A 26,893-nucleotide genomic window follows, 5' to 3' on the forward strand; every position below is an offset into this window, starting at 1 on the left:
TCGTTAGGTGCGAACGGCAGAAATGAAGCTTTGGGTGCGCGGGTTTTGTGGACTTATTAGTATTTCTTCGGGGCTTCCTGCCTCCACGATCTGTCCGCCGTCCATGAACACCATGCGATTGGAAACCTCGCGGGCGAAGCCCAGTTCATGGGTGACGACGATCATGGTCATGCCGGTCTGCGCCAGGTCGCGCATCACCGACAGCACCTCACCGACCAGTTCCGGGTCGAGTGCCGAAGTGGGTTCATCGAACAGCATCAGCTTGGGCCGCATGGCCAGCGCCCGGGCTATGGCCACCCGTTGTTGCTGACCACCCGAGAGTTCGATCGGGTAGCTGTTGCGTTTGTCGGCCAGGCCGACGCGGGCCAGCAGTTCCAGCGCATCTTCGTGCGCTTCCTTGGGCGAGCGCTTGAGCACCTGGCACGGGCCTTCGATGATGTTTTGCAGCACGGTCATGTGCGGAAACAGGTTGAAACGCTGGAACACCATGCCGGTGGCCAAGCGCTGGCGAGCGATCTGCGACTCGTTGAGCTCGTGCAGTTTGTTGCCGGCGATGCGGTAGCCGACCAGTTCGCCGTCGACCCAGAGGCCGCCCTTGTCGATCTTTTCCAGCTGATTGACGCAGCGCAGCAGGGTGCTTTTGCCGGAGCCGGACGGCCCGATGATGCACAGCACTTCGCCCTGTTCGACTTCGATGTTGATGTCTTTGAGCGCGTGGTACTGGTCGTAGTACTTGTTCAGGCCAACAGCCTTGACGATGCTTCTCATGTTCGATTCTCCTGCGCGACTCACGAGCGCTTGCCGGCGCCACGAGCGAAACGACGCTCCAGACGGCTTTGACCAAAGGACAAGACGGTGACAGCGGCGAGATACCAGATCCCGGCGACGATCAACAGCTCCATCACGCGGGCGTTGGCGTAGTAGATGTTCTGGGCGTTGTAGAGCAGTTCCGAGTACTGGATCACACTCGCCAGCGAGGTCATCTTGACCATACCGATGAACTCGTTGCCGACCGGCGGAATGATGATGCGCATGGCCTGCGGCAGGATGATCCGGCGCAGTGCCTGCAGACGCGGCATGCCGATCGACTTGGCGGCTTCGTACTGGCCGGTGTCCACCGAGAGCAGACCGGCACGCACCACTTCAGCGGTGTAGGCGCCCTGGTTGATGCTCAGGCCCAGCAGCGCGGCGACGAAAGGCGTCATCAGGCTCACGGTATCAAGCTGAATCACCCCGGGAATGCCGATGGTGGGGAAAATCAGCGCCAGGTTGAACCACAGCAGCAGCTGCAAAATCAGCGGCGTACCACGGAATAGCCAGGTGTACGTCACCGCGACATAGCGCAGGATCGGGTTTGCCGACATGCGCATCACGGCGGTAATCACCCCGAAGACAATCCCCAACGCCATCGCCAGCACGGCCATGATGACGGTGTTGAGCAAGCCGAACAAAATCGCCTGGGAGGTCAGGAACTGGCCGATGTACGACCACTCGATCTTGCCCTCGGCAAAGGCCCTGACCAGGCCGACGATGGCGACGACGATCAGCGTGGCGAAGAAGATTCGCCCGTAATAGCGCCGAGGCACATGCTCGTACTGGGTGATGTCGAACTGGTTTTCGGCTTGTTTGCGCTCCGCGAGGAGCTCTGCCTGAGTCTGGTTCATTTGGGTTCTCCGAACACCGCCCTTCCTGATGCAGACGGGTGTGTGGTTCTTCAGGTTAAACGCAACCCCTGTGGGAGCGAGCTTGCTCCGGGCGGCGTTCCGACGATGGCGGTATTACATTCAACATTGATGTTGGCTGATCCGCCGCTATCGCGAGCAAGCTCGCTCCCACAGGTTCTGAGCAGTGCTTCAGAGACGAAAGCCCTGATAATCCGCCGCCCATTGCTGTTGTGCGGCGAGGGCGGTTTTCAAGCGGCCGATCTGCTCTCGAACCTGCTGCGGTGCGGTGCCGCCCCAGCCACTGCGGGCAGCGATGGCGGCTTCCAGGGTCAGGCTGTCGCGAACTTCGGGCGTCAGGCGCACATCGATCTCGGCGAGCAGCGCCGGCGATGCTTCCCACAGTTCGATGTCGTGTTTTTCACAGGCCTGAACCAGCGCCCCGGTAATTTCGTGGGCTTCCTTGAACGGCACACCGCGCACCGCCAACCAGTCGGCGACCTCGGTAGCGAGGGTGAAGCCCAGCGGTGCCTGACGGCGCAGCTCTTCGACGTTGACCTTCATGGTCGCAACCATCCCGGCCATGGCCGGCAGCACCAGCAGCAGGGTGTCGACGCTGTCGAGCACGCCGTTTTTGTCTTCGCTCAAATCGCGGTTGTAGGACAGCGGCAGGGATTTGAGGGTCGAGAGCAGGCCCGTCAGGTTGCCGATCAAACGGCCGGCTTTGCCACGCGCCAGTTCGGCGATGTCCGGGTTTTTCTTTTGCGGCATGATTGAACTGCCGGTGGCGTACGCATCGTCCAGTGCGACCCAACGAAATTGCCGGGAAGACCACAGGCAAAACTCTTCGGCCAAACGCGAAATATTGACGCCGAGCATGCTCGCCACGAACAGGAACTCGGCGACGTGGTCGCGACTCGCTACTGCGTCGATGGAGTTCTCGCAGACACCGCTGTAACCCATTTCCTTGGCGGATTGCTGTGGCTGACGTGCAATGGCGGAACCGGCCATGGCGGCTGCGCCCAATGGCGACAGGGAAGTGCGCACGTCCCAATCCACCAGACGTTGCACGTCGCGCAGCATCGACTGAGCGTGGGCCAGCACGTGGTGGGCGAACACAATTGGCTGCGCTTGTTGCAGGTGAGTGAAGCCTGGGCAAATGCTCTCGATGTGTTGCTCGGCCTGGTCTACCAGCGCCTGTTGCAAGGCCAGCACTTCAGTGGTCAGGGTGCGAGCGTGATCACGCAGAAACAGCCGCAGATCGTTGGCGGTCTGATCGTTGCGCGAGCGTCCGGCGCGCAGCTTGCCACCCAGTGCGCCCAGGCGTTCGGTCAGCAGACGCTCGATGAAGGTGTGGACGTCTTCGTCATCCAGCGTCGGGCTGACGAGACCTGCGCGGAAGTCTTCGCCGATGCGCTCCAGTGCGTCGAGCATGGTTTGGGTTTCCTGCGCATCGAGCAGCCCGGCGCGTTGCAGTTCCCCGGCATGGGCCTTGGAGCCGGCCAGGTCGTACGGGGTGAGACGGAAGTACCGCTCAGGGCAGCGGGACAGGGCCGCCAGGGCTTCGGACGGGCCGCTTTTGAAGCGTGCTCCCCACAAACGATCGGTTGCTTGAGTCATTGTTGTTTTCCTCGTCGGTAACACGAACTGAAGTCGTTACGCAGAGCCTTGAACGCTCGCCGGGATCTTCCGGGCGTGGTTCGGCTCATGCAGTTTTCAAGAGGGCAGTTGCAAGTGGTGAGAGCTGATCGAAGTGTCAGCTTTTAATAGTTTTAAATCAGCGACTTGGCGCTGGCGGGGGGGAATTATTGGTGGTTGCCAAGCCTGGTTTTCTGTGTTCATTATTATTGGCCAGCACTATTTTTGTTGTTGGACACAGACTGTTGAATCGGGCGCCAGAGGTAAATAAGCATTATGGAAACCCCACTTTCCAATTCTGGAAACCCGCCGTTGAAAACGGCCCATCGAGCCCCGTTGGCCCTTAGCGGGCTGGACTTCAAACTGCTCAAAGTGTTCAAGGCAGTAGTCGAGGCCGGTGGTTTCAGCGCGGCTCAAAATGAGCTGAATGTGGGGCTTGCAGCCATCAGCAAACAGATCTCCGACCTTGAAATTCGCATCGGCATGCGTTTGTGCACACGGGGGCGAGAGGGGTTTTGCCTGACCGAAGAGGGGCGTTTGGTCTACCAGGCGTCGATCGACTTATTTGCCTCGGTCGACAACTTTCGAGATCGGCTTAGTTGTGCGCAAAATGAATTGATTGGCGACCTTGGCGTGGGGGTGATCGACAATACGATTTCCGATGACAACTCTCCGTTAGTTGCAGCGCTTAAACGAATAAACGAGCAGTCGCCCAAAGTGCGTTTTCAACTGCATGCTTCGCAACTTGATGAGGTTGAAAGAGGCGTCGTAGAAGGTCGGTTAGTGGCTGGAATAGTACCGGTGTATCAAAAAAGAGAAGAGTTCGATTACTTCGCACTGTACGAAGAAAGATCGGAAGCTTACTGTGCGGTCGGGCACCCGTTGTTCAGCGTTGCGGACGAGCAGATGGGCGAGGATGTGCTCAAGCAGCACGAGTTCATCAACCATCGTTACGCCATTCACCGCGACAAGCTGACGTTTGCCCGATACGACAGTTTTTCGGCCTCGGCGTCGCAGGTTGAAGCGGTCGCCATGCTGATCAAAACCGGGCGTTTCCTGGGTTTTCTTCCGCAGCACTATGCGGCGCCACTGGTTGCACAAGGCACGTTCAGAGCCTTGCGGCCGGACCTGATCAGCTTCAATACACCGTTCAACCTGATCCTGCGGCACAACACGGTACGCAGTCCTTTGGTCAAAGCGTTCGCCCAGGCGTTAGGGGTGGATCTGAAGGCGAGTGTCTGACATTGAGCGTAGAAGTCTGCCTGCTCAGTCGTCGCGAGGTTGGGCGTTTATAGCGCCTGCCAGGAATTGTCGAACACACATTTAAAATGTTCGACGGACAAGTCAAACAGCAGCCCTGTTTCACCTGAAGTGTTGGCTGATATCGGTGTGAGACTGTTCGAGGGAAGACCGATTGATGAAGTGAAAGTACCGGCCACCCCGCGCCCGCCCAGTCATTGGGCTCCCATTCGACAGGGTTTAGAAGATGGTCAACGCTGACAAACGGCGGATTCCGACCGCCATTTACAAGGCGCGATCGGACTGGGTACGACGATGAAGATTGGCGTGGCGGCGCGATTCCCTGTCTTGCATATGTGCAACATTTCACCTACACCTAAAATGCGCTCAGGCCATAACTTGCTTAATCGTGCCGCATAACCGAATTAGACACGAGGTAGTCGCGCTTCAGGTTTGAAGTATTTTCAGAGGTTCCGCGTAAAACAAGAAGTCGAATCCGGGGGTGCATGGATATGGATATCAAGGCAACAGGCAACACCCCCCGTCCACACCCGCGGCGACTCGGATGGATTGGCACTACGGCGCTGGCAATGGGGGGCAGCAACCAGAGTCTCTTCCTGATCGCAGCCCTCTTTGTCGGACAGGACGCAATACCCGGGCAGGGTAGCGCGGCTGTACCGCTCCTGATTGTCGGCCTGTTGCTCAGCTACGCAGCCGCGCCGGGCTGGACCGAACTGGCGCTGATGTCGCCCAATCGGGTCGGCGGGATTGCCGCCAGCTGCGCCGAGGCGTTCAAGCCGTACAACCCGATGCTCTCGACCATCACGGGCGTGTGCTACTGGTGGGGCTGGGTTCCGGCCTGCGGGCTGACCGCGATCTTCTCCGCGTCGGCCATCAAACAGTGGTATCTGCCGAACGTGTCGGTGACGGAGTTGGCTTGCGCGCTGGTCGCGCTCTTTACGCTGGTGAATCTGTGCGGGATCAAATGGACCACGCGGGTGGCGACCCCGGTCGCCACCGCTTCCGCGTTGCTGGCCTTTGTGTCGTCGCTCGCGCCGATTCTCGCCGGTCAGGTCGACTGGCACCAAGCGACCGATTTTCACCTCACCGTGCCGTTCCCCGGATGGTTCGGCAACCTGACCTCGCTGATGGCGGGGCTTTACCTGGTCGGCTTCGCGGCCCCCGCATTCGAGGCGGCGACCTGCCACGTCGGCGAGACCATCGACCAGAATCGCAACGTGCCGCGCGCGATGCTCGCCAGTGCGTTGATGGCGGCGGTGTATTTCGCGGTGCTGCCCGTCGTGTGGCTGGGCACGCTCGGGCCCACGCCGCTCGGCGACGACCTGGCTCTGGCGCTTGGCCCGACCTTCACGCCGATCTTCGGCAGCGGCGCCAAGGCGATGGCCATCTGGTTCATGATGTTCAACATGTTCCACGGTACCCTCCAACCGCTTGCGGGCGCTTCGCGCACGCTGGCGCAGCTCGCCGAAGACGGACTGGCGCCCAGGTTTCTGGCGCTGCGGATCCCCACCGATGCGCCGTGGGCCGCCACGCTAGTGACCGCCGGCGTATCGATCGGGTTGTTGCTGATCGGCGATCCGATCTGGCTGATCGCGGCAGCGAACTTCAATTACCTGATCGCGATTTCGCTGGCGAGTGTCGCAGTGTGGCTGTTGCGCCGCGATGCGCCTGACGCGCCCCGGCCGTACCGTGCTCCGCGCGGCACGATCGGCCTGGGCATCGCCGCTGCGGCTGGGTGGGGGGCATCGACGCTGTTCGGTTTCGAGCAGTTCGGCCTGCCGACCGTGGTGTTCGGGCTGGCCATGGCCTATTCGGGCGCGGCACTGTTCGCATGGCGCAAAATTGAGGATCGCCGGCTACAGGGCTTGCCACTGCTCAGCCCGACACTGCACGTGAAACTGACCGGTGCGATGCTGGCGGTGCTTGCCTTGGACGGGGCCGGCTACATCCTGGCGATCGGCCAGATCCCCGACCAGCACGGCGCGTTCGTGACCGCTCTGGAGGACATCTTCGTCGCGGTAGCGATCCTGACTATCACAGTCGGGATTGTGTTGCCGGGGATGATCGCCCACTCGGCCGAACGAGTCAGCACATCCGCTCGGCGGCTCGCGCTCGGCACGCTGAAGGATTTTTCGAATGCCATGAGTGCGCTGGGTCGGGGCGATATTGACGAGGCTCATGCCCACTTTTCGCTTGAACCGTTGCAAATCCATTCACGGGACGAGCTGGGTCGGATGACTGAGAGCTTCAACCTGCTTCAGGCCGAGATCGGCATCGCCGCGGTGGGACTGGACGGCGCCCGCGAAGGATTGAGACGAGCACGCGGCGACTTGACTAACGCCAATCTGGATCTGCAACGTGCGCGCGATGGCCTTGAGGAACGTGTACGGGAGCGCACGAGTGAGCTCCAGACGGCCAATCGGGCCAAGTCGACGTTCCTCGCCAACATGAGCCATGAGCTGAGAACCCCGTTGAACGCCATCCTGGGCTACGGGCAGTTGCTCAAGCGGGACACCACCTTGAGCGAGCGGCAGACGAGCGCGGCAAACACAATCCAGCAAAGCGGCGAACATTTGCTGATGTTGATTACCGACATCCTGGACCTGGCCAAGATCGAGTCCGGTAAGCTCGAACTCTGTCCCTGCGTAGTCGATCTACCGACTACCCTGTCGGGCGTGGTCGACATTGTTCGCATCAAGAGCGAGGAAAAAGGACTCACCTGCATCCTCGACGTGGCACCGGATCTCCCTCGGTTTGTGCAAGGCGACGACAAGCGCTTGCGCCAAGTGCTGCTGAACCTGCTCAGTAACGCGGTCAAATTCACCGATAGTGGACAGGTGGGCCTGCATATCACGTTACTGTCACGCCTTGAGGGGCTCGCGTGCCTGAGGTTCGAAGTGCGAGATACGGGCGTGGGGATCGCACAAGACAAGCAGCAAGCGATTTTTGAGCCGTTTGAGCAAGTGGGCGAAGTGCAGAGTCGCTCGGGTGGGACCGGGCTAGGCTTGAGCATTAGTCGACAGCTGCTCCGCTTGATGGGCGGTGAAATCAGTGTCGAAAGCCAGCCTGGTGATGGCAGCCGGTTCTGGTTCGACCTGTCCCTGCCAATTGTGGACACTGCACCCGTGACCGCGCTTCTAGTGCAGCAGGTGAGCGGATACCACGGGCCACGCCAGACGGTGCTGATCGTCGACGACATCGCGGCGAACCGCGCGATGCTCGCCGACACGCTGGGCAATTTGGGTTTCGCGATTCGCGAAGCGAGCAACGGCCTCGAAGGGCTCGAATTGGCGCGTACCATGCAGCCGGACTTGATCCTGATGGATATCAGGATGCCCGTGATGGACGGACTGGAAGCGACGCGGCGGATACTGCAGGTCGAGGCCTTGCGGCTGGTCCCGATCATCATCGTGTCGGCGAGCATCACCTCAGAAGATCAGGCCCATGCGCTGGCGGCCGGGGCCTGCGCGTTTCTGTCCAAGCCCATCGAGAATGGACATTTGCTGCAGAAAATCGGTGCGCACCTCCGGCTGGATTGGATCGTCGAGGACGCGATACCGGAGCTGCTTTCATCATCCGCTCAAGGCACGGAGCAATTGGCCATTCCCGCAGGTCCGGAAATGGAGCGCCTGCACGAGTTGGCACTGGCTGGAAACATGCGCGGCATCAAGCAGTGGGCCGGCGAACTCGCCGCGCGCGATGCGCAATATCAGCCGTTCGCAGAAAAGCTCCAGAAGCTGGCGCAAGGCTTCCGGTCCGAGGCTATTGTCAGGCTTGTCGATACCTACATGAACCCCACGCCGGTGGCCGAATGACAAACTTCCCCGTGACGCCCGAAATCGACACGCATACGATCCTGGTGGTCGACGACACGCCGGCCAATCTGGAGTTGGCGGTCAACTACCTGGAGGAGCACAATTTCAAAGTGCTGGTCGCGCAGGCCGGTGAAGAGGCGATCAAACGGGCTCAGTTGATCGTTCCCGATCTGATTCTGCTCGACGTGATGATGCCGGGCATCAACGGTTTCGAAACCTGCCGACGCCTAAAGGCAATCGATCTGACGCGCGAAATTCCGGTGATTTTCATGACCGCGCTGACCGATCTCCGCGACAAGGTCGCCGGATTTGCCGCGGGCGGCGTCGACTATCTGACCAAACCATTTCAGGTTGAGGAGCTCTTGGCCCGGGTCAAGACGCATCTGGCGTTACAGACAATAAAACGGCAACTTGCCGCGCAAAACACCGAGTTGAAACAGGAATCGGCGGTGCGCATCCAAGCCGAGGAGAATCTCCGGAGCATCGCGGCAGAACAGCAGACCATTCTCGAAAACGCCGCTGTCGGTATCGCATTTCTTAAGAATCGTCGGATTGTCCGTTGCAATCACATGTTCGCAACGATGTTCGGATACCGGATCGACGAGTTGATCGGATCGTCGACACGCTCGCTGTATGTCTCAGAGGAGGCGTTCCAAAACCTCGGAAAGCACATTTTCGCGGCAATTGAGGTCGGTAAAACACACACGATCGAAACCCAACTCCGGCGCTGCAATGACACTCTCTTTTGGGTCGAGTCCATCCTGACAGCGATTGATCCGTCCGACTTAACCAGTGGGGTGATCTGGCTTGCACACGACATTGATGCGCGCAAGCGAGCGGAATCTTTGCGCGCTGAACAAGGGCGTGCACTCGAAATGATCGCGACCGGTTCCCCGCTGGAACGCGTTCTCGACAGCATCACCCTACTTATCGAGTCCCAATCCGAAGGGGTGATGGGCTCGATTCAACTTCTCGACGACGACGGCCTGCACCTGCGGCATGTTTCGACCGGGCAGCTTCCGCAAGCCTATGCCAAGGCCATCAACGGCATTGCCATCGGTCCGCAGACCGCCTCTTTCGGCACGGCGGTCTACCGCCGCGAGCCGGTCACCGTGGCCAATATCCAGGCCGATCCACTGTGGGACGATTACCGCGAATTGGTCGCCCCGTTTGGTTTTGCGGCCTGCTGGTCGTGGCCGATTCTGTCACGCAAGGGCCAGGTGCTTGGCGCACTCTCACTGTATGGCAAGACGGTACGTGAGCCCTCCCTGTCCGAAATCCAGCTCGTCGAGATGGCGCTCCGAATCGCCAGCATTGCGGTCGAACACAAGCGTGCGGAAGAACGCATCAAATATATGGCGCACCACGATATATTGACTGGCCTGCCCAATCGCACCTTGCTCAAGGATCGTCTCGACCAGGCCATTTTGCATGGACAGCGCTACGGTCGCTTCGTGACGATAGTCTTTATCGACCTGGACAATTTCAAGTTGATCAATGACAGCCTTGGTCACAATGTCGGTGACGAACTGCTGCAAATCATCGCGCGCCGAATGGAGCAATGCATACGGCGCGCCGATACGGTGGTGCGGTTGGGCGGCGACGAATTCGTGATCATCCTGTTCGATCAACCGACCCAAACAGAGACCATTGCCGGCGTGATCCAGAAAATAATGGATATGGTCTCGCAGCGAACCATGATTGGTGCCCATCAGATCGATGTAACGTGCAGCATGGGTATTTCGACTTTTCCGAACGATGGCAAAGATACGGATACCTTGCTGATGAACGCGGATGCCGCCATGTATCTCGCCAAGGAACTTGGTCGCAACAATTTTCAGTTCTTCACTTCAATGTTGAATACCAAGATTCGCGATCGGATGGTGATGCAGGAAGGACTTCGAAATGCTATCACCCGCAACGAATTTCTGTTGCTGTACCAACCGCAGGTCAATCTACAAACACGCCGCATCATAGGGGTGGAAGCGCTGATTCGCTGGCAGCACCCGCAATCGGGTCTGATTAAGCCGGAACACTTCATCGCACTTGCGGAAGAGACCGGACTGATTGTACCGATCGGCGACTGGGTGCTGCGAACCGCCTGTAAACAAAACAAGGACTGGCAGTTACGAGGATTCCCGCCCACCACCGTTTCGGTGAACGTGTCCGCGCGCCAGTTCAGGGAAAAAAATCTGGTCGCGCGCGTCGCCCATGCATTGCAGGAAAGCAAACTGGAAGCCCGCTATCTCGAACTGGAACTCACCGAAAGTATGATTATGCGGGATATCGAGCAGGCTATCGTCACCATGAATCAACTCAACCTAATGGGCGTCGCACTCTCGATTGACGACTTCGGCACCGGTTACTCCAGTCTTAGCGCACTGAAAAATTTCCCGATCATGCGACTGAAAATAGATCAATCGTTCGTGCGCGACATCCACACCGACCCGGCTGACGCGGCCATCACCAAAGCGGTGATTTCGTTGGGCCACCAACTGAATCTCAAAGTCATAGCGGAGGGTGTCGAGACCGACGATCAGCTTACATTCCTGCGCAACAACATGTGCGATGAAATGCAGGGCTATCACTTCAGCAAACCCATTTCACCGCATGAAATTGAAGAACTGTTTTCGGCGAATGACTTATCAACCGAAGACCGGTAACCCGCCAATTGGCTTAGCGTGCGGTATTTTCGCGTTTCTGAGGCGACCCCATAAACGCGGTAGGGTCGGCGCTGCCAAACGGAAGAGGGCGGTTGAACGCTCTACGGCGGGCAGTGCGCTGGCATCGGCGAGTTGGGCACGGCGGAGGGAAGGCGTCATGGGCGTAAGCTTAAGCAAGCGCCCTGACAATGTGCAACCCGTTCAGGGCTGCACAGGTACCAGGTGCAGCAGAACATAATCGTTCTTGTCGAAGTTCCCGCTCAGCACCGGTTGCAGTGACGCCAACCGGGAGCCTTTCAGGGCTTCGTAGTCGCTCTTGTCCATCACCAGCCACGCAGGGCCTGTCAGGCTCTCTAGCTCTTGCACCGATTGGGTGAACAGCGGAATCAGGTCGTGATCGACGTTGACCATGAACTTGATGGCCTTGGCGTCTTTGCCCATGGCGTGCAACACCACGGGAGCCGGGTCTTTCTGAATCAGCTCAACGGCTGCACGACTGAACGTGCGCGTGTCGTAGAGCGTACGCTCCACCGGCTCGAACACCAGAATGTAGGTCGACCACAGCGCCAGCACCGCAGCGAACGCCAGGCCCACCGCACGCACATGCGGCTTGAACAGCAGCCCGAGTGCGATCACCTGCAACACACCGAGTATCACCATCACCGCCGTCAGCGAAGTGAGATGATCCGGAAAACGTCGCTTGGCCACCACCAGCCCGATGATCAGCAGGCCAGGCATCAGCAGCCACAGGCCCTGCATCAGGCCGCGTAGCCACTGGAATACCCGACCCTGCGCACCTTGGAACGGATACGCCGCGACGATCGCCGCCATGGGCAGCATCGGCAGCATGTAGCGGGCTTTCTTCGCCATGGGAATCGACAGGCCAATCATTACGATCAGCCCGGCAGTGGTGCACAAGGTCAGCAGACGTAATGCCGGCCCACGGTCCTTGCGGCCAGTCAGCAACACCGCGGCCAACACCGCCACTGCCAAGGGAAAGGCCAGCGCATAGTTGCCCAAGGAGCTGCTGAAGTAATACAGCGCGCCGCTCGCACCTTCGCGACCGTCCATGCGCCCCATGAACTGCATGCGGATCACGTCTTCTACGAAGGTCGGGCCACCACTGACGTTCGCCAGCCACAGCAACAGGCCGATACCGGCTGCCAGCAGCACTGCCGCCAGCAATCCGACGATGATCATCCGGCGCCACTGGTCATTGAGCAGGTAATAAGTGCACAGCACGCCGGTAGGGACCACTAAACCGATCGGCCCACGTATGGCAAAGCCCAGCACCAGCAACACGAGTATCAGCAACAGTCGTCGCGGTGCGTGGAAGTGGTCAGCGGCATAGCCCAGATAGAACACGGCGAAGGTCACGGCCGCGACCATCTGGTCGAGGGACACGGCGCGGGTTTCGGTGATGAACATATTGCTCAGCAGCATCAACGCGATGCTGATCAATGCCCAGGTTCTGGAGTAGGGCGCTACCAGCCGGTACATCAGCGTCACGATCAACGCTGATGCGATGGCGCTGGGCATCCAGGCAGTCAATGCATTTACCTGGCCAAAGGGCAACGAAAGCAGCCAGGTAAAAAACGTCGAGGTGGCCCAGTAATCGGCGTAAGGCTGGCCATAGGTGGTCGGGAAGAATCCCGGCCCATGGCGCAGCATTTCCTGGGCAAACAGTACAAACCGCGAGTCGAATCCAATCGCCGATTGCTGGTAGACACCGGCGCAGAACAGCAGCAGCGCCAGTAGCCCCAGACCTAACGATTGTTGACGGATCCCTGTCGATGGATAGGTGTGCACGCGGCCTCCTGGGCTTAGACGGAAGAGGCTGGCCACTGCTGCTGAGGGATTGGCAGATTGCGCGACTCGCCACGACCCATCGGGAAGTACTTGAAGCCTTTGCGTGCCAGGCGATCGGCGTCGTACAGGTTACGGCCGTCAAAAATCACTGGAGCTTTGAGACGCTCTTCGATCAATTTGAAATCCGGTGCCTTGAACTGTTGCCATTCGGTGCAAACGATCAAGGCGTCTGCGCCTACCAGTGCGGATTCCGGCGTGCCCATCAGCGACAGGTTCGGTTGATCCGGGTACAGGTGTTGAGTTTCCTGCATGGCTTCAGGGTCGAAGGCCCGTACGTGCGCACCGGCAGCCCACAAGGCTTCCATCAGCACCCGGCTTGGCGCATCGCGCATGTCGTCGGTGTTGGGTTTGAACGCCAGACCCCAGAGGGCGAAGGTCTTGCCTTTCAGCTCACCTTTGTAGAACGCGTTGATGCGCTCGAACAGCTTGTGTTTCTGCCGCTGGTTGATGGCCTCGACCGCTTGCAACAGGTCGCTGGAGCAATTGGCTTCCTGGGCGCTGTGGATCAACGCGCGCATATCTTTCGGGAAACACGAACCGCCATAGCCGCAGCCAGGGTAGATGAAGTGGTAGCCGATGCGCTGGTCTGCACCGATGCCCATGCGCACGGCTTCGATATCCGCACCCAGGTGTTCGGCCAGTTCGGCGATTTGGTTGATAAAGCTGATTTTGGTCGCAAGCATGCAGTTGGCTGCGTACTTGGTGAGTTCGGCGCTGCGCAGGTCCATGAACATGATGCGGTCATGGTTGCGGTTGAAGGGGGCGTAGAGGTCGCGCATCACTTCACGGACTTCTTCACGTTCGCAACCGATGACGATGCGGTCAGGGCGACGGCAGTCACTGACGGCCGAGCCTTCCTTAAGGAATTCCGGGTTGGAGACAATATCGAACTCCAGCGTACGCCCGGCTTTCTTCAGCACTTCTTCAATGTGCGCGCGCAGGGTGTCGCCGGTGCCGACCGGAACAGTGGATTTTTCCACGAGAATCAGCGGTTCGACCCGATGGCGCGCGACCGCATCACCCACGGACAAGACATATTTCAGGTCGGCCGAGCCGTCCTCGTCCGACGGCGTGCCGACCGCGATGAACAACACCTGGCCGTGCTCGATGGCCATCTTCTCGTCGCTGGTGAAGTGCAGGCGCCCGCTCTCCAGGTTCTCCTTGACCATGCTCTCCAGCCCTGGTTCAAAGATAGTGACGTGGCCTTTCTGCAGCATTTTGATCTTGTTCTGATCGACGTCCATGCACACGACATCATGACCGACTTCAGCCAGGACAGTCGCCTGCACCAGACCGACATAACCGCTACCAATTACACTGATTTTCATGAGGCATTCCTGACTTCTGGGGCGCTGGCAGTTCGAGAGTTAATAGTGATGACACCGAGGATGACCAAGGCCACCCCAAGTGTTTTGGAAAGACTGAAATTTTCGTTGAATAGCGGCAGGCTGGCGGCCAACAGATACACCAGTGCATAGCTGATACTCAACAGCGAGTAGGCCCGGCCCAGCGGCAGATCGCGCAGCGCGGCGAGCCAGCACAGCATGGACAGGGCGTAAGCGCAGATCGAGGCGAGTACCACGCCGAGCGCGAGCAGGTCGATACTGCCAGTGCTCAGGGCCTGCAGCCACTGATCGGGCAGCGGTAAATGGCTCATGCTCCAGCGCATACCCAATTGGGCGGCACTGACCAGCACCACACTGCCCATGGCAAAGCTGATTCCGCGACGAAGGCTCATGCGTGCCTCCCGAGCAGAACGACGCCGGCGATGATCAGCGCAACACCGATCCAGTGACGGCGATCAATGGTTTCGTGGAAGACGAAGTGGGCGGCGAGGGTGATCAGCACAAAGTTGAGGCTCAGCATCGGGTAAGCGATACCGACTTCCAGGCGCTGCAACACCAACAGCCACACCAATAGGCCAAAGCCCAGACTGGCCAGTGCCAGCCACAGCCAAGGCGTGAGCAGTTTCTCGCCCCAGCCGGAGTCTTTGCCGCGCCAGCTTTCGACGGCGTATTTCTGGGCGATCTGGCCCAGGCAGGTCAGCAGGCAGGCCGACAACAACAGAATCAGGGTCATGGCGCGCTCTGCGGGATGATCAAAATAACCATGTTGCCTTGCTCATAATGCTTGCCATCTTTAGGCAGCAATTCGAGCTCGCGGATTTCGTCGTCACCCTTGACGCGCATGACCACGCCGACCGGGCCAGTCTTGCGGGCTTCGCTCATCCACTGCTGCACGTGCTCGGTATCGACCCGACGTGCAGCGGCATCCGGGTACTCCAGGCCATATTTCACTTCGCCGATGCTGTTGTACAACGCCACTTCAGGGCGTTGCAGACGCCAGGCCAGGGCGGACGCGGCGCCCAGGTCATTGCTCAGCAGGCTTTTGGTCTGGCTGAGTTCGTCAATGTGCTGGAGGACAAACTGGTCGGGCATCTTGTTGTAGACCACCGAGTGCGGCAGTGCGGCCGGCAGAATGGCGATCAGCAGCCCGCTGCCGATTGCCGGTGCAGCCCATGCGCTCAACGGTCGGACCACCAGCAACAGGTTGGACAGGATCCAGCCCATGAGCACGATGAACACCAGCACCAGATTGTGCATTTCATCGACATACACGGGGTTTTTCAGTTGCAGGTAAACCATCGCCAGCAGGGTAGTCAGACCGATAACCAGGTTCAGCAGGCCGTTGATCTTGAACAGCCGGCTTTGGCCCTGGTTCAGTCGGTCAATCAGCGCATTCCCCATCAACAGTGCCAAGGGCAACAGGCACGGCAGGATGTAGGTCGGCAACTTGCCTTTGCTCAGGCTGAAAAACGCCAGTGGAAGGACCAGCCACAGCAGCAGGAAACCGCTGCTCGCCTGACGTTTGGTTTGCCAGGCTTGCTTGAGCGCCGAAGGCAGGAACGCCGCCCATGGCAGGCTGAACGCTACCAGCATTGGCAGATAGAACCACCACGGCGCTGCGTGTTGCGCGTCGTCACCGGCAAAGCGGCGAATGTGCTCGTGCCAGAAGAAGAAACGCCAGTAATCGGGTTCCTGCGCATGCACGGCCAGGACCCACGGCAGGCTGACGACAATCGCCACCACGATAGCCATCGGGCCGTACGCCAGCAGTTCACGCCAGCGCTTTTGCCAGATCATGTAGGGCAGGGCGATCAATACCGGAAGCAACCAGGCCAGGAAACCCTTGGTCAGGAAGCCCATGCCGCAGGCCAGCCCCAGGGTTGCCCAACTCATCAGCCGCGCATTGCGATTGCTGCTGTCCAGCGCAAACCACAAGGCCACCAGGCTCAGATTGACCCAGAACGTGAATTGCGGATCGAGGTTGGCGTAACCGCCTTGACCGGCGACCACCGCGAAACTCATGTAGAGCAATGCGCTGGCGATGCTTTTGCGCGGATCGTTCCAGAGCCTGCGTGCGATCAGGTAGGTCAGCACGATGCTCAAACCGGTCGCGAGTGCCGACGCAATGCGGACACCGAACAGGTTGTCACCGAAGAGGGCCTGGCCGATGGCGATCATCCAGTAACCGGCAATCGGTTTTTCGAAGTAACGCAGGCCCATGAAATGCGGCGACACCCAGTTGCCAGTCAGGAGCATTTCCTGACTGACCTGGGCGTAGCGGGTTTCATCCGGAATCCACAGGCCATGCGTGCCCAGCGGCAACAGATAGACCAGACCGAAAGCAATCAGCAACAACGGCAAAGCCCAGCGTTTGCTCATGCTCCCTGAACTCCCAACCATCCTTCACGGCCTTCAAGGGCACCACGTATTACGCGGCCCTGAGGCAGAGTTGTCGGCTGGGCGGGTAACAAATCACCCAAAGGCTGGAACTGGATGCCGCGCTGGCGCGCGTCGACCAGCAGTTGGCGGAAATCGTTAGCCATCAGAATCCCTTCTACCTCCGCATGTATCGTATATACGTTCAGCTTCGAGGGGCTGAATCGGTCAAGAATGTATGAGTTGAACTCATTGGCTGCAACGACGGGACCCACCACTTCATCGAAGGTTGGCAAGTCGACCGGAATTTGTGGCGTGCCGAGGCTGCCGTCTGCCAGCCGAGGCTGGAACAGGCTTTGTCCGCGACAGTCGCTGTTGTAACGAAAGCCAAAACGCTGCTTGGCTTCGATGACCCGCTCGTCGGCACGCCAACCGGCGGCCGCCGAACAGTCCACGCTCTGCCCGAGAATATCGCTGAGGGTGTCTACGCCCCGGCGAATCTGCTCGATCAGATCGGCGTCGCTCCAGCGCCCTGCGTTGGCTTGCCAGCCGTGATGATCCCAGGCGTGCAAACCCACTTCATGGCCAGCCGCGAGGGTCTGGCGCATCAGGTGCCCCAGGTCACGGCCGATGGGTTTGCCTGGCCAGGCAGTGCCGGCCAGCAAAATATCCCAGCCGTACAGACCCGCGGCATTGGAGCGGAGCATTTTCCAGAGAAACTGCGGACGGATGAGGCGCCATAAATGGCGCCCCATGTTGTCCGGACCAACGCTGAAAAAAAACGTCGCCTTGACTTGTGCTTCATCGAGCATCTCCAACAACCGGGGTACCCCCTCACGGGTACCTCGGTAGGTGTCGACATCGATCCGAAGACCTGCCTGCATCAGCGCTTGTCCGCGATTTCGAGCATGGCTTCGCGCAGGAAGAAGTCCAGCGTGTTACCGATGGTTTCGCTCATCTCGACGGTTGGCTCCCAGTTCAGCAGGCGCTTGGCGTTTTCGATGCTTGGCTTGCGGTGTTCCACGTCCTGGTAGCCAGCGCCGTAGAACGCCTTGCTCTCTACGTCGCGGAAACCGGCGAACGGAGGGAAGTTGGCGCGCAGTGGGTGAGCTTCGAACTGACGCAGCAGCTCTTCGCCCAACTGACGGATGCTGGCTTCGTTGTCCGGGTTACCGATGTTGATGACCTGACCGTTGCACGCGTCATTTTCGTTATCAACGATACGGGCCAGGGCTTCGATGCCGTCAGCGATGTCAGTGAAGCAGCGCTTCTGCTCGCCGCCGTCGAACAGACGGATCGGGGTGCCTTCCACCAGGTTCAGGATCAGCTGGGTGATGGCGCGGGAGCTGCCGATACGTGCCGAGTCCAGACGGTCCAGACGTGGGCCCATCCAGTTGAACGGACGGAACAGGGTGAAGTTCAGGCCTTTGGCGCCGTAGGCCCAGATTACGCGGTCCAGCAGTTGCTTGGAGACCGAGTAGATCCAGCGTTGCTTGTTGATCGGACCAACGATCAGGTTCGAGGTGTCTTCGTCGAAGTTCTTGTCCTGGCACATGCCGTAGACTTCGGAAGTCGACGGGAAGATCACGCGCTTGTTGTACTTCACGCAGTAGCGAACCAGTTTCAGGTTCTCTTCGAAGTCCAGTTCGAATACGCGCAGCGGGTTGCGGGTGTATTCGATCGGGGTGGCGATGGCCACCAGCGGCAGAACCACGTCGCACTTCTTGATGTGATATTCGATCCACTCGGAGTGGATGCTGATATCGCCTTCGACGAAGTGGAAGTTCGGATGGCTGCGCAGACGCTCGATAGCGTCGGAACCGATGTCCAGACCATAGACGTCGTACTTGTCGTCACGCAGCAGGCGCTCGGACAGGTGGTTACCGATGAAACCGTTGACGCCAAGGATCAGTACGCGGGTGCGACGCGGGGCACGGCCCGATTCAGCGCCACGCAGTACGGAACCGTCGACCAGACCCAGTTCGTTGGCCAGTTGCGGGCCGCTCAGGTACAGACCGTTTTCGTTACGCTGACCGGAAGTGACGACCAGGGAGTCTTCGCCGCAAGCGATACGCAGAGGATCAACGCTGATCACGCGGCCTGGTGCCAGACCTTCGTTGCCCTTGACGACTTCAGCGCTCCAGACAATCAGTTTGTGCTCGCCCACGGCGCAGAAAGCACCCGGGTAAGGCTGGGTCACGGCGCGAACCAGGTTGAACAGCTCTTCAGCCGGCTTCTTCCAGACCAGTTTGCCGTCTGCTGCGGTACGACGACCGAAAACAGTGGCCTTGGACTCGTCCTGAGCGGTTTCGGTGATTTTGCCCTGGACCAGCAATGGCAGGGTGTCGCGCAGCAGGTTGGAAGCGGCTTCGCGCAGCTTGCCGTGCAGGCTCAGAGCGGTATCGGCACGCTCGATCGCAACACGTTGCTGGGCGATGATCGCGCCAGCGTCGGCACGCTTGACCATGCGGTGCAGGGTCACGCCGGTTTCGGTTTCGCCGTTGACCAGTACCCAGTTCGCTGGGGCGCGGCCACGGTAGGTTGGCAGCAACGAGCCGTGCAGGTTGAACGCGCCTTTGCGGGCGGTAGCCAGCAGTTGCTCACCCAACAGGTTGCGGTAGTAGAACGAGAACAGGTAGTCCGGGTTCAGTTTGGCGATGCGCTCGATCCACAGTGGGTGGTTGGCGTCTTCCGGTGCGTGCACAGGAATGCCTTTACGGGCGCACAGTTGCGCGACTGAGCCGTAGAAGGTGTTTTCCTTCGGATCGTCAGCGTGGGTGAACACGGCAGCAATCTCGAAACCTGCGTTGAGCAGTGCTTCGATACCTGCACAGCCAATGTCGTGATAGGCGAAAACAACAGCTTTTGAACTCATGGCGAAACCTGATCAGTAGGGGTGGAAGGCAGACCGTCGACAGTGACAACGGGAGCAGGGGCAGCGGGTTGGTTACGTAGGATTTTTTCGATAAAGAAACGCGGTCGGGCGCGGACATCGCTGTACATGCGGCCCAGGTATTCACCCAGAAGGCCCATGCCGATGAACTGGCCGCCCGTGAACACGAAGAGCACGGCGAACAGTACGAAGGTGCCGCCACCCGCCCAACTGGCGCCGAAGATCAGGCGCAGGAAGATCAGCATAAAGGCAAACAACATGCCCAGCGCCGCCAGACTGAAGCCAATGATGCTCAGCAGGCGCAGTGGGGTAGTGGTCATGCAGGTCAGCAGATCGAACATCAGGCTGACCAGGCGCATCGGGCTGTATTTCGACTCGCCATGCTCGCGCTCGGCGTGCTGCACCAGAATCTCGGTGGTGTGGCGGGCGAAGCTGTTGGCCAGGATCGGGATGAAGGTGCTGCGTTCACGGCAGGCCAGCATGGCGTCGACGATGGTGCGGCGATAGGCGCGCAGCATGCAGCCATAGTCGCTCATGGCGACACCGGTGGAGCGTTGAACCGCCAGGTTGATCAGCTTCGACGGCCAGCGGCGCAGGGCCGAGTCCTGGCGATTGTTGCGCACGGTGGCAACGACGTCGTAGCCCAGTTCGGCTTGTTCCACCAAACGAGGGATTTCTTCCGGCGGGTTCTGCAGGTCGGCGTCGAGGGTAATGACCACATCGCCTTTGCAGTGTTCGAAACCGGCCATGATTGCCGCGTGCTGGCCGTAGTTGCGGTTGAGAATGACCGCAACCACTGAACTGCCTTCACGCTGAGCGGCCTCTTCGAGAATTTGAGCCGAGTTGTCGCGGCTACCGTCATCGACCAGTACGATCTCGTACTCGTGCTTGAGTTGCTTGCAGGCCGCTTCGGTCCGGCGTAGCAGTTCAGGCAAGCTTTCTTCTTCGTTGTAGACCGGGATAACGATCGACACGCAGTTAATTGGATATGGCTTCAAAGGCTTCAGTCCAGAATGTTTTCAATGGCGCCAACGACGCGTTCGACATCGTCGGTAGTCATGTCGGGGAACAGCGGGATCGAGCACAGTCGTGCCGAGTTCCACTCGGTGTTGGGCAGATGGATGCCCGGGAATCGCTGGCGGTAGTAAGTGTGCAGGTGGGTGGCCACAAAGTGAATACCCGTACCAATATTCTGTTCTTGCAAGGCTTTCATGAAAGCCTCGCGGTCCATCCCGCAACGTTCCGCATCGATGCGCAGTATAAACAGATGCCAGGCGTGCTGCTGCGGGTAAGTAGTCGGCACACTCAGGGGTTGTACCGGCAGGCCTTCCAGACGTTGCAGATAGGTCTGCGCCAACACTGTGCGTTTGGCATTGATTTCGTCGAGGCGCTGCAACTGCACCAGAGCAATGGCGGCGTTGATGTCGGCCAGGTTGTACTTGAAACCCGGCTCGATGACCATTGCCTGAGGTTTACGGCCGTGGGTCAGGCGATCGTAAGCATCGACGCCGAGGCCGTGAAACTTGAGCATGCGCACACGATCGGCCAGCGCTTGATTGTCGCTGACGAACATTGCGCCTTCGGCGCAGGTCATGTTCTTGATCGCGTGGAACGAGAAGATTGCGGTGCCCTGAGCGCCAATGGCGCGACCACGGTAACGGGTACCGGCAGAATGGGCGGCGTCTTCGATGACGGCGATACCGTGCTTGTCTGCCAGTGCATAAAGCGGATCGAGATCGAACGCGGCGCCGGTGTAGTGCACCGGGATGATGGCTTTGGTTCGCGGGGTGATGGCGGCTTCGATGGCCTGGACGTCGGTCATCAGGGTGTCACGGTCGACGTCGACAAATACCGGGGTGGCGCCCAACAGGCAGATCATGTTGGCGGTCGAGACCCAGGTCTGCGACGGCGTGATCACTTCATCGCCAGGGCCGATGCCCAGTGCCAGCAGCGTGATGTGCATGCCGCCGGTGGCCGAAGACAGCGCTACGGCGTGCTGGCAACCTACGTACTGTGCGAATTGCTCTTCCAGCTCCTGGTTCTTCGGCCCGGTAGTAATCCAGCCGGAGCGTAAAACCTGCTCAACGGCGGCGATTTCTTCATCACCGATGCTCGGGCGGGAGAAGGGGAGAAAAGCCTGATTCATGTGGACCTCGGGTTCGGAAATATCAACAGCCTGGATGGGCAGCACATCAGCGGTCACAACTTGCGAATCAGCTCGAAGCGGTGCTTCGACGCGTCATCCGTGACAGCATGGACGAAAAAACGAAAAGTATATCAATCAGTTAACCAATCTTTTGGAAAAAGTGCACTAATTGAGTTTAATTTTGTCAGTCGGCAGTTTGAGCGACCCAAAGGCATCGCTCCGGATGCGCAGAGGGTAATCTCGAAAATGTGAAAGGGACATGAAAAACCGGTACCGAGAATGTTTAACTGTAACCTTTACAGCAAATATTCAGGCTTTTTCATACCTTAAGGTCCTTATGACAGCCTTCGCCATTTTTTTGGCACTACCAGGAAGCTCATCATAGGGGCCGCGCATTGCCGATCCGCTACCCTGTTTATCTCAACTTTCCATTGTTCTCAACACAAATTCCGTGAGTTGAGGGGCGTTCATTTAAGGCTGGTTCCGTTTGATTGATCTACCTGACACCGCATTGCCTCGCTGCGCCACCGCCCCGTCAGAAATGACAGCCATTCGGTCGGCCAAACCCAACCCGCTGACGTTTTATCTGGCGCGTCTTGCCCCTTCAAGTCAACTGACCATGCGCTACGTGTTGCAGGATGCCGCAGATCGACTGGGCTTTGAAGAGCTGAACATCGAAGAAATCCCCTGGCACGAACTTCAACCCGAGCATGTTATCGCGCTGGTTGCGACGCTGCGCAGTGACGGTTACGCCCCCAACACCTCCTCACTTTACGTCAACGCTGTACGCGGCGTGATGAACGAAGCCTGGCGTCTGAGCCTGATCAGTCACGAGCACCTGCTGAAGATGCGCTCGGTCAAAGGCATCGCCGGCACCCGGTTGTCTCAGGGGCGCAACCTCAAGCGCACGCTGATTCGCGACCTGATGGCGGTCTGCGCTGCCGACCCAAGGCCTCAGGGCCTGCGCGATGCGGCGATTATTGCGATTCTCTATGGCTCGGGGATGCGCAAGTCCGAGTCGGTGAACCTGGACCTGACGCAGGTCGACTTTGCCGAGCGTAGTCTGCGGGTCACGGCCAAAGGTAACAAGCAATTGATCAAATATGCGCCGAGCTGGGTTTTTGCCAAGCTCCAGGCGTGGCTTGATTTGCGTCGTTCACTGTTGTCGCCAGGGCAGGAAGACGATGGGTTCCTGTTCAACCGGATTCGCCGCGGCAGCCACATCACCCGCGAGCGGATTACCAAGCACGCGATCTACTACATTGCCCGGCAACGCGGTGCGCAGGTGGGGGTGAAGATCATGCCTCACGACTTTCGCCGTTCGTTCATCACCCGGGTGATCGAGGAGCATGACCTGTCGATCGCCCAGAAACTGGCCCACCATAGCAACATCCAGACGACCGCCAATTACGACGTACGCGATGACAACGAGCGGCGGCGGGCGATTGATCGATTCGACCTCTGAAGGTGATCGATCAGGGCGCTGCAACCGCCTGCCGGCGAAGGGGCTCACTCAGTACGTGGGCAAGACCCAAGGTCGAAATGTGCACCAGACTGCCAGCGGCCGGTGCATGTACGCCAGAACTTCGCACCAGCAACGAGCGGCTCGTTGACTGTCCATCCGTAGAGGGTGAGGGCAGTTTCAGTTCCACCGTCAAGGTGCAGGTATTGCCGCCAAAGTCGCGATCGGTCACTACCCCGATGCAGCCGTCCACTTGTTCCAGATCTGCGGCCTGACTGGAAATCTGCAACTGCTCGGGCCGCAACATGATCTGCGCCGCGCCGTTTTGCGAGGTGGTGGAGACATGAACCCGCCCCAGGTCGCAGGTCGCGTAGCCATTTTCAACCCACGCCGGCATGACCACCGCATCCCCCAGAAACAGCGCCGTTTCTTCATCATCAGGACGCAGGTACAGGTCCATCGGTTGACCGGTCTGCACCAGCCGGCCTTGACGCATCACGGCCAGTTGGTCGGCGAATGACAACGCCTCGGACTGGTCGTGGGTCACCAGAATAGTGGTGACTCCGGTGTCTGACAGCAGTTTGGCAACCATCTTGCGCATGGACGCCCGCAGGCCGGTGTCCAGTGCAGAGAAGGGCTCATCCAGTAGCATCAACCGAGGCCGTTGCGCCAAGGCGCGGGCCAGGGCTACCCGCTGTTGCTGGCCACCGGAAAGTTCGTGCGGCCAGCGTTGGCTCATGCGCGAATCCAGCGCCACCATGTCCATCAACTCGGCGACGCGAGCTTGCTTCAAGGCAGAGTCACCCGAGAGTCCAAAGGCGATGTTGCCGGCAACCGTCATGTGCGGAAACAACGCGCCGTCCTGCGGTACATAACCAATCATGCGCTGATGCGCGGGGACTTCGGTCGAACCGTCGACCAGTGTCTGGCCGTTGAGCGAGATGCTGCCCGAATCAGGAAACTCGAACCCGGCAATCATCCGCAGCAAGGTGGTCTTGCCCGAGCCGGAAGGGCCGACGATAGCCGTGCGGCTGCCCGCAGGCACTGTCAGGCTGACGTTGTCGAGGGCGGGCAGGGCGCCGAAGGTTTTGTAGATGGAGTTCAGTTCGAGAGCGTTCATCGGCCTGCCGTGCGTTTGGATTGATGATAGAGAAGCGCGGTCAACGGAAGCGAAAGCAAAATCATGATCAGCGCGTAAGGTGCCGCAGCGGCGTAGTCGATTTCGCTGGTCATGGCCCAAAAACCGGTGGCCAGGGTGCGGGTGCCGCTCGGCGAGAGCAGCAGGGTGGCGGTCAGTTCATTGGTGATCGCCAGGAACACCAGCGCAGCACCGGCTGCCGCTCCCGGCGCTGCCAGGCGCATGGTAATCAGCCAGAGCGCCTTACTCGGCGAGCTGCCCAGGCTGCGGGCGATGTTTTCCAGCTCTACCGGCGCCTGGGCAATGCCGGCGCGCAAACTGACCAGCGCGCGTGGCAAGAACATCAGCAGGTACGCCAGCAGCACAGTGATGGTGGTCTGGTAAATCGGCCGGGCGAAGTTGATGGTGACCGTCACCAGTGCCAGCGCCACGACGATCCCCGGCAACGAGCTGGTGATGTAGTTGCAGCTTTCCAGAATACGATGCAGGCGCCCCGGCGAACGGATTGACAGCCAGGCCACTGGAACCGCCGCGCAGGTGGTAATGACCGCGCCGATGCTGGCCAGTACGAGGGTCTGCTTCAACGCCGGGAGAATTTCCGCCATGCGCCAGACCTCCGAGCCACCGGCAATTAACCATTGGGCCAGGGTAAACAGCGGTACACCGAGTGCCAGCACGCTGCTGATGATTGGCAGCAACAGCATGGCGGCTTTGGTATTGCGCGTCAGACGCTGAGTACGTTGCAGTCGTGCACTGCCGGAACCGACCCGCGCGTAACGCGCATGACCACGGGAGGCGGATTCAGCGGTCAACATCAGCAGGCAGCACAGTGCCAGAACCCCGGCCAGCATGTTCGCCGCCGGACCGTTGAAGGTCGACTGGAACTGGTCAAAGATTGCGGTGGTGAACGTGTCGAAGCGAATCAACGCGTACAGGCCGTATTCGGCCAGCAAGTGCAGGCCGACCAGCAAGGCTCCGCCGCAAATCGCCAGGCGCAGTTGCGGTAGCACGACCCGGAAAAACACCGCCCAGGGCTTCAGCCCCAGCGATTCGGAGACATCTTCGATGGCCGGGTCCAGGCGTCGCAGGGTGGCGGCGACGGGGAGATAGAGGAACGGGAAGTAGGCGATAACCGAAACCAGTACCCCGGCAAACAACCCATGAATCGGTGGTACCAGGCTGACCCAGGCATAACTGTGGACAAAGGCCGGCACCGCAATCGGTGCCGTTGCCAGCACCGACCAGAGGCGGCGGCCCGGCAAGTCGGTGCGTTCGGTCAACCAGGCGAGTGCCACGCCGAGCGCGACACACAGGGGAATCGTGATCACCACCAGCAACACAGTGTTGATCAAAAGTTCGGCGACTCGAGGCCGCAAGACCAGCTCGGCGATCGTCGCCCAGCCGGTCTTGATGGAAATGCCGATGACAAACGCCAGCGGCAGCAGCGCCAGCAACGACACCAGAATGGAGATTGCGATCACCCACGTGCCGCCGCGCCCTCCGGGAGCGCGGCGAGGGTGTGGACGTGAGCTGGCTAGAGTCACCGGGTGGGCGACCCCGGCTACTTCAGCAGCTTCTGGCAGCGCGACTGGCTTGGACATCAGATTACAACAACCCCGCCTGAGTCATCAGCTCGACAGCTTTTTTGCTGTTGAGTTTGGAGGCGTCGACGGCAGGCGCGTCAAGTTGCGCCAGCGGCACCAGTTTCGGGTTCGACTCGGCATTCTGGCCTACGGCGTATTCAAACGACTTGCCGGTTTTCAGAATGGCCTGACCTTCTTTGCCGGTGATCCACTTCAGGAAAGCCTGAGCTTCTTCCTGGTGTTTGCTGGAGGCCAGAACGGCGCCACCGGAGAGGCTGACAAACGCGCCCGGATCTTTGTGCTTGAAGTAGTGCAGCGAGGTGTTCTTGCTGTTTTCGCCGGTTTTGCTCTGATCGACGAAGCTGTAGTAGTGATAGATCACGCCGCCTTCGATCTGGCCGGCATTAACGGCTTTGAGCACAGCGCTGTTGCCGCGGTAGGCGGTGGCGTTGGCTTTCATGCCTTTGAGCCATTCCAGGGTGGCAGCTTCGCCCTTTTGTTCCAGTACGGCGCTGACGATGGCCTGGAAGTCGGCACCGGCTGGCGAACCCGCCCAACGGCCTTTCCAGCTTGGGGACGCCAGGTCCATCAGAGACTTCGGCAGATCGGCTTCGGCCAGTTTACTTTTGTTGTAGACAAACACGGTGGAGCGAGCGGCGATGCCCACCCACTTGCCATGGGCTGGGCGATAGGCCGAACCGATTTGTTCCAGGGTCGATGGCGCAACAGGGGTAAACAACCCGGCGTTATCTACCAGCACCATAGCCGGGGAGTTCTCGGTCAGGAACACGTCAGCCGGGGAGGCTGCACCTTCTTGCACGAGCTGATTGCCCATCTCGCTGTCATCGCCGTTGCGCAGCGTGACCTTGATCCCGGTTTCATGGGTAAAACCTTCGACCCAGGCCTTGGTCAGGGTCTCATGCTGAGCGTTGTAGACGACGATGCCTTCGGCACTTGGCGCAGCAAAGACATGGCCGGCACCCACAAGAGCCGTGGCGAGCAGCGCGGTTTTCAGAAACGAAGGGAGACGAGGATTCATTTTG

Annotated in this window: 19 protein-coding genes; 4 read left to right on the forward strand and 15 right to left on the reverse strand. The window is 59.4% G+C overall.

Annotated elements, in window-relative coordinates; genetic code table 11:
- Positions 1 to 3: 3 nt before the first annotated feature.
- The 3 genes from AC1RPZ_RS00350 to argH all read right to left on the reverse strand — a co-directional run bounded on the left by AC1RPZ_RS00350 (position 4) and on the right by argH (position 3,281).
- On the reverse strand, positions 4 to 768 hold the full coding sequence (locus tag AC1RPZ_RS00350; RefSeq protein ID WP_401113709.1) for an amino acid ABC transporter ATP-binding protein: 765 nt from the start codon (positions 766 to 768) through the stop codon (positions 4 to 6).
- 20 nt (positions 769 to 788) lie between these two features.
- Positions 789 to 1,664, reverse strand: coding sequence for an amino acid ABC transporter permease (locus AC1RPZ_RS00355; protein WP_493133708.1), 876 nt, complete (start codon positions 1,662 to 1,664; stop codon positions 789 to 791).
- A gap of 189 nt (positions 1,665 to 1,853) precedes the next feature.
- Positions 1,854 to 3,281, reverse strand: a complete 1,428-nt coding sequence (gene argH / locus AC1RPZ_RS00360; RefSeq protein ID WP_493133710.1) for an argininosuccinate lyase — start codon at positions 3,279 to 3,281, stop codon at positions 1,854 to 1,856.
- A gap of 294 nt (positions 3,282 to 3,575) precedes the next feature.
- Between argH and AC1RPZ_RS00365 the strand changes: the two genes are divergently transcribed.
- The 3 genes from AC1RPZ_RS00365 (at position 3,576) to AC1RPZ_RS00375 (ending at position 11,037) form a co-directional block, all read left to right on the forward strand.
- On the forward strand, positions 3,576 to 4,541 hold the full coding sequence (locus tag AC1RPZ_RS00365; RefSeq protein WP_493133711.1) for a LysR family transcriptional regulator: 966 nt from the start codon (positions 3,576 to 3,578) through the stop codon (positions 4,539 to 4,541).
- Between the two features lie 509 nt (positions 4,542 to 5,050).
- The gene (locus AC1RPZ_RS00370; RefSeq protein ID WP_493133713.1) at positions 5,051 to 8,374 is read left to right on the forward strand and encodes an ATP-binding protein; all 3,324 of its coding nucleotides are present in this window, start codon (positions 5,051 to 5,053) and stop codon (positions 8,372 to 8,374) included.
- A complete protein-coding gene (locus AC1RPZ_RS00375; RefSeq protein WP_493133715.1) occupies positions 8,371 to 11,037 on the forward strand; it encodes an EAL domain-containing protein in 2,667 nt (888 codons plus the stop codon). The genes AC1RPZ_RS00370 and AC1RPZ_RS00375 overlap by 4 nt, the downstream gene beginning before the upstream one ends.
- A gap of 201 nt (positions 11,038 to 11,238) precedes the next feature.
- Here AC1RPZ_RS00375 and AC1RPZ_RS00380 read toward each other — a convergent pair whose 3' ends face one another.
- Genes AC1RPZ_RS00380 through arnB form a run of 9 tightly spaced genes read right to left on the reverse strand, consistent with a single transcriptional unit; the run spans position 11,239 to position 21,667 of the window.
- Positions 11,239 to 12,846 (reverse strand): ArnT family glycosyltransferase, encoded by a 1,608-nt coding sequence (locus tag AC1RPZ_RS00380; protein ID WP_493133717.1) that lies wholly within the window; start codon positions 12,844 to 12,846, stop codon positions 11,239 to 11,241.
- A 14-nt stretch (positions 12,847 to 12,860) separates the two neighbouring features.
- A complete protein-coding gene (locus AC1RPZ_RS00385) occupies positions 12,861 to 14,234 on the reverse strand; it encodes a UDP-glucose dehydrogenase family protein (RefSeq protein WP_123424694.1) in 1,374 nt (457 codons plus the stop codon).
- Complete coding sequence (arnF, locus tag AC1RPZ_RS00390; protein WP_493133719.1) at positions 14,231 to 14,644, reverse strand: 4-amino-4-deoxy-L-arabinose-phosphoundecaprenol flippase subunit ArnF; 414 nt, start codon at positions 14,642 to 14,644, stop codon at positions 14,231 to 14,233. Before arnF ends, AC1RPZ_RS00385 begins: the two co-directional genes overlap by 4 nt.
- Positions 14,641 to 14,985 carry a 4-amino-4-deoxy-L-arabinose-phosphoundecaprenol flippase subunit ArnE gene (gene arnE / locus AC1RPZ_RS00395; protein WP_493133721.1) on the reverse strand — a complete coding sequence of 115 codons (345 nt, stop codon included), beginning with the start codon at positions 14,983 to 14,985 and terminating at the stop codon, positions 14,641 to 14,643. Before arnE ends, arnF begins: the two co-directional genes overlap by 4 nt.
- Entirely contained in the window at positions 14,982 to 16,631 is a 1,650-nt protein-coding gene (gene arnT, locus AC1RPZ_RS00400) for a lipid IV(A) 4-amino-4-deoxy-L-arabinosyltransferase (RefSeq protein WP_493133723.1), read from the reverse strand. Before arnT ends, arnE begins: the two co-directional genes overlap by 4 nt.
- Positions 16,628 to 17,512 carry a 4-deoxy-4-formamido-L-arabinose-phosphoundecaprenol deformylase gene (arnD, locus tag AC1RPZ_RS00405; protein ID WP_123424690.1) on the reverse strand — a complete coding sequence of 295 codons (885 nt, stop codon included), beginning with the start codon at positions 17,510 to 17,512 and terminating at the stop codon, positions 16,628 to 16,630. The genes arnT and arnD overlap by 4 nt, the downstream gene beginning before the upstream one ends.
- On the reverse strand, positions 17,512 to 19,503 hold the full coding sequence (gene arnA, locus AC1RPZ_RS00410; RefSeq protein ID WP_493133725.1) for a bifunctional UDP-4-amino-4-deoxy-L-arabinose formyltransferase/UDP-glucuronic acid oxidase ArnA: 1,992 nt from the start codon (positions 19,501 to 19,503) through the stop codon (positions 17,512 to 17,514). The genes arnD and arnA overlap by 1 nt, the downstream gene beginning before the upstream one ends.
- A complete protein-coding gene (gene arnC / locus AC1RPZ_RS00415) occupies positions 19,500 to 20,519 on the reverse strand; it encodes an undecaprenyl-phosphate 4-deoxy-4-formamido-L-arabinose transferase (RefSeq protein ID WP_493133727.1) in 1,020 nt (339 codons plus the stop codon). The genes arnA and arnC overlap by 4 nt, the downstream gene beginning before the upstream one ends.
- 5 nt (positions 20,520 to 20,524) lie before the next feature.
- Positions 20,525 to 21,667: a UDP-4-amino-4-deoxy-L-arabinose aminotransferase gene (gene arnB, locus AC1RPZ_RS00420; RefSeq protein WP_493133729.1), complete on the reverse strand. Its 1,143-nt coding sequence runs from the start codon at positions 21,665 to 21,667 to the stop codon at positions 20,525 to 20,527.
- Between the two features lie 541 nt (positions 21,668 to 22,208).
- Between arnB and AC1RPZ_RS00425 the strand changes: the two genes are divergently transcribed.
- A complete protein-coding gene (locus AC1RPZ_RS00425) occupies positions 22,209 to 23,132 on the forward strand; it encodes a site-specific integrase (RefSeq protein ID WP_493134763.1) in 924 nt (307 codons plus the stop codon).
- Positions 23,133 to 23,142: 10 nt separating this feature from the next.
- Here the strand turns inward: AC1RPZ_RS00425 and AC1RPZ_RS00430 are convergent, their stop codons facing one another.
- From AC1RPZ_RS00430 to AC1RPZ_RS00440, 3 genes are read right to left on the reverse strand one after another with little or no spacing between them, the layout of a single operon-like run.
- Positions 23,143 to 24,249, reverse strand: coding sequence for an ABC transporter ATP-binding protein (locus tag AC1RPZ_RS00430; protein ID WP_493133731.1), 1,107 nt, complete (start codon positions 24,247 to 24,249; stop codon positions 23,143 to 23,145).
- A complete protein-coding gene (locus AC1RPZ_RS00435) occupies positions 24,246 to 25,868 on the reverse strand; it encodes an ABC transporter permease (RefSeq protein ID WP_493133733.1) in 1,623 nt (540 codons plus the stop codon). Before AC1RPZ_RS00435 ends, AC1RPZ_RS00430 begins: the two co-directional genes overlap by 4 nt.
- Before the next feature lie 4 nt (positions 25,869 to 25,872).
- Positions 25,873 to 26,889 carry an iron ABC transporter substrate-binding protein gene (locus AC1RPZ_RS00440; RefSeq protein WP_493133735.1) on the reverse strand — a complete coding sequence of 339 codons (1,017 nt, stop codon included), beginning with the start codon at positions 26,887 to 26,889 and terminating at the stop codon, positions 25,873 to 25,875.
- Positions 26,890 to 26,893 lie beyond the last annotated feature (4 nt).

The organism is Pseudomonas sp. GW822-FHT02D10 (assembly GCF_058802345.1).